At 59.4% G+C, this 7,465-nt stretch carries 6 protein-coding genes, 1 tRNA gene and 1 pseudogene; 7 read left to right on the forward strand and 1 reads right to left on the reverse strand.

Features of this window, described 5'->3' with window-relative positions; translation table 11 throughout:
* Nucleotides 1–114: 114 nt before the first annotated feature.
* From D9R08_RS18775 to D9R08_RS18805, 7 genes and pseudogenes are all read left to right on the forward strand, one after another.
* Nucleotides 115–542, forward strand: a pseudogene (locus D9R08_RS18775) (transposase); the annotation flags it as partial.
* 514 nt (nucleotides 543–1,056) lie between these two features.
* Nucleotides 1,057–1,371: a c-type cytochrome gene (locus D9R08_RS18780; protein ID WP_199709435.1), complete on the forward strand. Its 315-nt coding sequence runs from the start codon at nucleotides 1,057–1,059 to the stop codon at nucleotides 1,369–1,371.
* A gap of 386 nt (nucleotides 1,372–1,757) precedes the next feature.
* Nucleotides 1,758–2,141 carry a hypothetical protein gene (locus tag D9R08_RS18785; protein ID WP_121899651.1) on the forward strand — a complete coding sequence of 128 codons (384 nt, stop codon included), beginning with the start codon at nucleotides 1,758–1,760 and terminating at the stop codon, nucleotides 2,139–2,141.
* Between the two features lie 91 nt (nucleotides 2,142–2,232).
* Nucleotides 2,233–2,559 (forward strand): multicopper oxidase domain-containing protein, encoded by a 327-nt coding sequence (locus D9R08_RS18790; RefSeq protein WP_121899652.1) that lies wholly within the window; start codon nucleotides 2,233–2,235, stop codon nucleotides 2,557–2,559.
* Nucleotides 2,560–2,883: 324 nt separating this feature from the next.
* Nucleotides 2,884–3,549 (forward strand): L,D-transpeptidase, encoded by a 666-nt coding sequence (locus tag D9R08_RS18795; RefSeq protein WP_121899654.1) that lies wholly within the window; start codon nucleotides 2,884–2,886, stop codon nucleotides 3,547–3,549.
* A 955-nt stretch (nucleotides 3,550–4,504) separates the two neighbouring features.
* Nucleotides 4,505–5,740, forward strand: a complete 1,236-nt coding sequence (locus D9R08_RS18800; protein ID WP_121899653.1) for an MFS transporter — start codon at nucleotides 4,505–4,507, stop codon at nucleotides 5,738–5,740.
* Nucleotides 5,741–6,027: 287 nt separating this feature from the next.
* Nucleotides 6,028–6,104 (forward strand) — tRNA-Met (locus tag D9R08_RS18805).
* Nucleotides 6,105–6,773: 669 nt separating this feature from the next.
* Here the strand turns inward: D9R08_RS18805 and D9R08_RS19495 are convergent.
* Nucleotides 6,774–7,370: a recombinase family protein gene (locus tag D9R08_RS19495; protein WP_233557588.1), complete on the reverse strand. Its 597-nt coding sequence runs from the start codon at nucleotides 7,368–7,370 to the stop codon at nucleotides 6,774–6,776.
* Nucleotides 7,371–7,465 lie beyond the last annotated feature (95 nt).

The raw sequence follows: 7,465 nt of genomic DNA on the forward strand, positions 1-7,465 counted from the left end.
CCATCACCGCCCACACTCGAGCCTCGACGGGCTCACCCCTTGGGAGTATCACAAACGGTCAGAAGAGGACCAAACCCTGAACAGAGCTAACCTATAAACGCGGACTCCAAGGGGAGCAGGTCAGGGATCTTCGCCCGAATGCTTCTGGAACTGACCGATCAGGGCGGCGGGGCTGACACGCTGATGATCGATGCGACGCATCTGAAGACGCACCGCACAGCCTCAAGCCTGGGGTTGAAACAAGGGGGCGTGGCCGCCTGATTGGGCGCACCAAGGGCGGGATGAACTCGTAACTGCACGCGGTGACGGATGCGGCAGGCCGCCCGCTGCGCATGTTTCTGACGGCTGGTCAGCGGAGCGATTACATCGGCGCGCGGGCATTGCTGGACGGCCTTCCTCCCGCCGAACACCTGCTGGCGGACCGTGGATACGATGCGGACTGGTATCGCGAAGCCCTTCAAGACAATGGGATCAGACCCTGTATCCCGTCGCGGAAAGGCCGCAAGGTCGCGATCCCGCATGATGAACCAGGCCGAAGGCGGGCTTGCAGCGACCATGGTCGTCCCGCAGGCCGGTGTGGTGCCCCGCGTTGGCTCATTGAAGGAAAGAAGTGTGGAGAATGCAAAGATCAACATTGGCTGCCGCCACGGTCCTCTTGGTTCCTATGGCTGCCGCCTCGGACCCTGACGGGAACTGGCGGGGTCGCTATGGTCACATGATGTGGTCAGCGATCTTGGAATACCAAATGAGCAGATCCTGATCTGTCTGGCTTGCCCTCTCTGCCGGCGTGGCCTGCGGGACGGTCGGGGATACATGCCGATACAAAAATCACTGCCTTGTCATGTTGTCGGATGGCCCGAGCCGTTATGAGGAAGTGTTGTCTAAGCAAGGGCATACAAAACTGTAGAAGCGGTATGAACGCAAAAAGCTCCATAGCCGCCATTGTATTGATTTCGGCGCCCGCCAGAGCCAGATGGTTGCTATCCTCTCCAAAAAGCGAGCGACCCTGGTTCGCCTTCGCAGCAAGAACCTGCTGGAATTGCGCAAGGCTTTCCCATGGTCGAGGTGCAGTCGCCTGATAGCCTGTCGGCTCAGGCCGGGATCGGCCGGTGGGCGTTCGAGGTGACCTGCGCGGTATGTCACGGCAGCAATGCCGCAGGCCGCAATGGAATTGCGCCGCCGCTTGTCCATCGGATCTACCAGCCCGTACATCATGCGGATGAGGCGTGTCAGCGAGCGGTTCAATATGGCGTGCGGGCGCGTCACTGGGACTTCGGCAACATGCCGCCCGTTGCGGGCAACACGCTCGCAGATGTCATAGCCATTACCGCATATGTGCGTGAGCTTCAGTGCGCGAACGGGATAAGTTGATGTCGGTGGTCGACCGCATATGGGCACAGGCGGTTCTGCTCGCCAGTGTCGTACTGAGCGGCTTAGTATTGTCTTTCTCAGATACTGCGCAGGCGCTGGGCACATTTTCTGGGGCGTATGAGCGCGCCGGTTAAATTGGCGATCAGCCGGCCTGCACTGATATCCAACCGGCGGCGGTCGATCGGCATTGTCACACTGGCCTCCAATGCCAGGCGGCTGCTCTGCTATTACGCGACCGCCGGTTCGAGCATCAGCTCACGGAACCTGATCGCTTTTCTCCCTTCTCGCGGACCGACGTCCGAAGCCGAACCATTCCTCCTGATCTGCCGCCGCCGAGAGGCTGAGGCAGTCGGCAGCTGTACCGATGCACACAGGAACCTGAGCAAATGGAAAATGATATGAAAACCACAACAATGCTTCTCCCGCCGCTTGCTGGTGGCATTCTTGCGATAACCGCCATGATGGCCCTAGCCGATCCGGGCCACGACCTTTCCGGCTTCGACGGCTGGCTTATGGCGCTCTATGGTATGCCTTTGGAGAGCCCGCGACCGTTAACGGACACTGTTTTGCTGGGTCCCGCACGGCCGGCCGACCTTTTCGTGGATGTCGTGGCACAAGCAGGCGAGACGGCGTATCTGGTCCGCGTCGACAATGGCGAGGTTTTTGTCCAGACGGCTTTCCAGTTGATGTCGGGCGCGTACACCGCGCTGGCGAATATGGTTGATGCTCTGCCACCGAATCCGAACATGGGCACGCCCGATCTTGCGTAGGCGCGCCGCCTGAGCCTTCACATGGGCGGCGAGGCGATGGACCGGCTCCAGTCGGTAGTTCCTGGATGGCGAACCCAGGACGTTCCTTCAAATGGCCGAGGCTAACCAGTTTTGGGCCCTCAACGATACGATCGGCATGACGGACGAGCCACAGGCTGAGATTTCACTGAGCGAGCCCGTCCGCCTTGAAGTTGCTAACAACACCTCATTTCCGCATGCGATGCATCTGCACGGCATGCACTTCCACGAGATTGCGGGGGACGGCACGCTTGGCCCGCTCCGCGACACGATCCTGAGCTTTGGTGGCCAAACGTGCGAGATAGCCTTCGTCGCGCATAATCCTGGCGATTGGCTGTTTCACTGCCACATGCTCTCTCACGCCACGTCCGGCATGATGACCTGGCTGAGGGTGGCTTGATGCGGAACACCGCCGGCAAAGCTTCCATCCCAGTTGCTATTCGGCGGGCAGATGAAAGTCGTGAGACAGTGGAGCAAACATCTCCTCTGCCGCAGCTGGCATTGCGGACGATCTTTCACAGCATCTCGTGCGAGCGCCTGTGTCCGAGACGACCCAAGGCAACCATGACGGTGCCGTCATGATTGTCGAACTCTTCGACCACAAAGGGCCTCCTTGCGGACGCGCCAAGCCTGAGATCAAGGTCCTAACGGCCTCCGATCCAAGCATTCGCATCGTCCGTAGCGGGTGGTTCCGTCATCGATCAACCAAGCGGATAATGCCAGGATACTGACACGCCGCCACTTCACTATAACGCCCGTCGCCGTGTTCTCAACGCCCATCGCCGCGCCACTTTCGGCAGAAACATGGCCGAGTGAGTCGCAGAAAGCCGAATGGGATATGCAAGTGACACCGCCGTACTATGATCCAGCCACATCGAACCCTTGGGGTCTCCATCGGCGCTTCCTGCCAAACCGGGTCTTGGCGAAAGACGGGCTGAGGCCGGGCGATATCCATGTCGACGCGGTTGCACGCTATCTCTACCACATCGAAGAGGGCGGAACGGCGATGCGATATGGTGTGGTCATAGAGCGTGACGATTTGTACGAACCCGGTGTATACACGATCCGTCGTAAGGTCCGCTGGCCGCACTGGACGCCAACCACGTCGATGATCGAGCGCGAGCCCGAACTCTACGCGCAGTACGAAGATGGGATGGAACCTGGCCCCGACAACGCACTGGGGTCGCGCGCCCTTTATCTATATGTCGGTGAGCGAGACACCTATCTTCGCATTCACGGGACGCCCTTTCCCAGATTGATCGGATCAAGGGCTATTTCTGGCTGCGTCCGCATGGTCATGGCGCATATCAACGATCTCTTCGAACAGGTCGACATCGGTATGACAGCGCGTCTTTATCCGGCCGACGGCTCATTGGCGGCAAGCAGCTGACCACGCGCCGCTGGGAGTGTATCGGTTACATGATTGAACACCGCAACGAAGCAATCTGCGTTCGACCACAATGCAAGACCGGATCGCCGGTCGCCACAGGCGCGGTGCAGCGCAGATCGCGCCTACTCCCGGGGCGGAGCAGTGCACGTCGCGGCTAAAGCGGTCATGAGTTTCTGCTAGGAACAACGTTCCAGAACGAGGGGTTATCCGCTACACACTCTGCCGACCGGTGCCGGAGCGCGGCATCCGCGCTCCGGCAACTCCCGCTGGCGCACAACGTTCCTACCCGAGTGTGCTCTTCGGAGCATCTCGACAGATCTAGCCATAGCGGTTGAGAGAGATACAGCCAGACAGCGCGTTCCGATTTCTGCTGCGTGATGGCGGTGGACCTTTGCCTGCTGTGCCGCGCTCCTGCGTTCTCGCCCGGCTCATGCCATAAGACATCGAACATGATATCGCCGATCAGCCGATGACGCACCAACTCCGGATGGACGCCCGGCCAAGGCCCCATATGGCGCTGTCCAGGAGGGTAAGTGCCGTCACCACGCCGCTTCATCCGGTTTGCAGATCCGACGTTTGGCATTTGGGTCAGACTTTCGCGTTGAGCCAGTCGACCGGAGGGGCACTCTGTTAGCGAGCTGGTTATGCAATTGACAATCATTCGCAGATGTGTTTGGTGTAGAATAGGCCATCTGTCGATCCGGTTATCGACGGTTGCGCAGTCTCGCTAAGGAGAGGTCGTCCGCGCCATGCCCGGATCATCACTGTTTTGTCCACGTCGTGTCTCGGCGTCGTCTGACATAACCGCGATGCCTTCTTTCGGTTGCCGGAGCGCGGGTGTCTGCGAGCGCCGTTGCCCGCGTATCAGAAATGGGAGCGAGACGTTTTCAGATGTGGTTCAGCGAAGGGTGCCGACGCATCTCGCATCCGCGCCTCGCCATCTGGGGCGCAGCCAATGAAGATCGACCGCGCCAAGACCTCGCTGTTTGCCGGTCTGTTGGCCGCTTATGCCGGGTTGATGCTTGCGAACCCGGTCTTTCCGCCGCTAGCGCGAGAGCTGGGCTTGACCGAAGTGCAGGCCGGCATGGTGATTTCAGCGGCAGCGCTCGTATTCGCCTTGGCCAGCCCCTTCTGGGGCTGGCTCAGTGACCGGACAGGGCGCAAACTGGTTTTCGTCATCGGGCTCGTCGGCATAGCCATCAGCTTTCTGATGTTCGCCGTCGCAGGACATCTGGGTTTGATCGGGGCACTATCGGGTGCAGCCTTGCTTGCCGCACTGTTCGCGACACGGGTTATACTGGGCGCGCTGGTCGGAGCAGTACCCGTATCAGCCCAGGCTTACATGGCCGATGTAACCGGCGCCGCCGACCGCAGTGCCGGCATGGCCCTCATCGGCGCCGCTAACGGGCTTGGTACGCTTCTCGGACCGGCACTGGCCGCCTTTCTCGTTACCTTCGGTCTGCTCACGCCGTTTTACGCCGGTGCGGCGATTGCACTGTTCGCCGCGCTCGCGCTCAGCATCTTCATGCCCCCAAGCCCGCGGCAGCAGAGTATGGATCAACCGCCAAGAATTATGCCGTGGGATCGTCGGGTGTGGCCATTTCTGTTTCTCGGCTTCGCGACGGTAACGGTCATTGTCCTGTTGCAGATCACGCTCGGCTTCTACCTGATTGATCGCTTTTCTCTGACACCGGTCGATGCGGCGCAGACGGCTGCAATCGGTCTCTTAGTGGTCGGCATGGCCTTGGCGGTCGTGCAGGGCGTCTTCGTCACACGCTACAAATGGTCGCCACGCACCCTACTCAGATCGGGCTCGCAGATCATGGGATTGGGGCTGATATGCGCGGTCCTGGCGCCAAGCCTTTTGCTCCTGATTGCGGCCTTTGCGGTGATGGGGATAGCCGGTGGCCTGCTTTTCCCGGGCTTCACGTCCGGTGCGAGCCTGGCTGTCTCCGATGACGAACAAGGCGCGATCGCCGGACTGAACAGCGCCGCGAGTGGTGTTGGCGCTGTGATCGGCCCCTTGATCGGAACCGCGCTTTACCAGGCGCATATTACCGCACCATACATTGCGAGCGCAGTGTTGTTTGTCGTGCTTGTCGTTTTTGTCTGGGTCCATCCCAAAGTGAAGCACGCCATTACGCAGGACGCATCTGCAAAGGCCAACACCGCAGGTGAGCACTCCCGTTGATCCGGATAGTCGAGACAGCCTGGCGTGGGCACGGGTTCCTCGTTTTCGGTATGAACACTCTCTGCATCATCAGTGAAAGTGAGTCTATCAAACCGGCTACTCTAGATCGCTCGGACGCGGCTGATCCGACGGATTAGTTTCCACGCAATCAGGCAGAGGGGTGGGAAAACTTAAAGCTTTAGTATCATTCATGAAAATGAAAAACGTCGGAAATTCTAAAAGCCCTCCAAGATCAGTGAACAGCCCCTTGCGCCCATCTGTCATTGAAGTTACACACTCCCAATTGGCGCGGGGTGGAGCAGCCCGGTAGCTCGTCAGGCTCATAACCTGAAGGTCGTAGGTTCAAATCCTACCCCCGCAACCAACGATACTTGCGATACCTCCGCCGGTCCTGCCGCGGAGGTTTTTGCTTTTGTGGCTCCCGCGTGCCGGGATCGTCTGCTGCGCCCTCCCGCAACCAACGATTTCTGCGAAAGCAGGTTGTCCAAAGCCTCGGCCTCCGAAAGGAAGTCGGGGTTTTGCTTTCCGGCGGCAAAGCGCAGGATCGCCCCCAGGTCGCCGCGAAGAACGATGGAGAGTTCGCCGTTCTCGGGCACGAGGTTGATTTCATCGACAAGTGAGCGAAGCACATCGACGGCGGCGCCACGATCTTCCTCGCATTGCAGGTTCTCGCAGAGCTTGGCGATCCGATCCTGATAGATCTGCGCCATGTTCGGGTGCAGCAACGGCGGCGGCTCGTCGGCATTGTCCAGAAGCTCAGTCAACTGCGACTTCCTCGCCTCCAGCTTCTCGGCCTTGTCTTTGAGTTTCGCCGGCGGGAAGCCTTGAAGAATGGCGTCGACCATCTTGTCGAGCTCTCGGTCAACCTTCTCGGGTTCGCTTCTCCAGCCGGCCAGGTCGGCTCCGCGCTCCATCCGGAGCCGATTTACCTCGCGCGTGAACTCGGCACAGAATTCATTGAAGAGCTCCGGCGACATGAGATGCTTCCGAAGGCCATTCAAGATCGACGCCTCCAAGGCATCCCGACGGATGTTCAGACGGTTATCGCATTGCCCTTGTTCCGTGACGCTGCGCAGCCGAGCAGGTCTTTCGAGATCAGGGAGTACCCACCACCACAGCACCCGCACTTGATGAGGCCGGCGAAAAGATGCTTCGGCCGTCGTCTATCGTTCATCGGATTGCTGCCTGTCGCCGTCGTATCAAACGAAAGGCTCCTTTGCCTTTTCTTCACAGCGTCCCAGAGATCTTGGTCCACAATCCGAAGGTCCGGTACCTCCTGGACAACCCACTCACTTTCCGAGTTCGGGCGGGAGACGCGCTTACCGGTGTCAGGATCCTTCATGTATCGCAGACGGTTCCAGACGAGCCGCCCGATGTAGAGCTCGTTGTTGAGAATGCCAGTCCCGCGTTTCGGATTGCCGTGAATCGTCGAAGGCCCCCATTCCTTGCCCTGCGGTCCCGAAATGCCCTCCCGGTTCAATGTCATTGCGATCGTCCGCGATGATTGTCCGGACAAGTAATCCCTGAAGATGCGCCGAACGACGTTTGCCTCAGTTGGGTTGATCTCCCGCTCGCCCCGATCGTCCGGATCGGCCGTGCGAACTGACCTTGCCCCTGATTTCCGGTCCATTGCGAACTGGAATTTTCCACCTTTGAATGGACGAAGGAGGAAGACCCATGAAGCGGAAGCGTTTCACAGAAGAACAGATCATCGGCGTGCTGAAG

This window comes from Rhodophyticola porphyridii (genome assembly GCF_003688285.1).
GTDB lineage: Bacteria > Pseudomonadota > Alphaproteobacteria > Rhodobacterales > Rhodobacteraceae > Rhodophyticola > Rhodophyticola porphyridii.

Excerpts from the sequence above, each read along its gene's own strand:
- D9R08_RS18800 (WP_121899653.1), top strand. The coding sequence starts at position 4,505 with ATGAAGATCGACCGCGCCAAGACCTCGCTGTTTGCCGGTCTGTTGGCC.
- D9R08_RS18790 (WP_121899652.1), top strand. The coding sequence starts at position 2,233 with ATGGCCGAGGCTAACCAGTTTTGGGCCCTCAACGATACGATCGGCATG.
- D9R08_RS18785 (WP_121899651.1), top strand. The coding sequence starts at position 1,758 with ATGGAAAATGATATGAAAACCACAACAATGCTTCTCCCGCCGCTTGCT.
- D9R08_RS19495 (WP_233557588.1), bottom strand. The coding sequence starts at position 7,370 with ATGGACCGGAAATCAGGGGCAAGGTCAGTTCGCACGGCCGATCCGGAC.
- D9R08_RS18780 (WP_199709435.1), top strand. The coding sequence starts at position 1,057 with ATGGTCGAGGTGCAGTCGCCTGATAGCCTGTCGGCTCAGGCCGGGATC.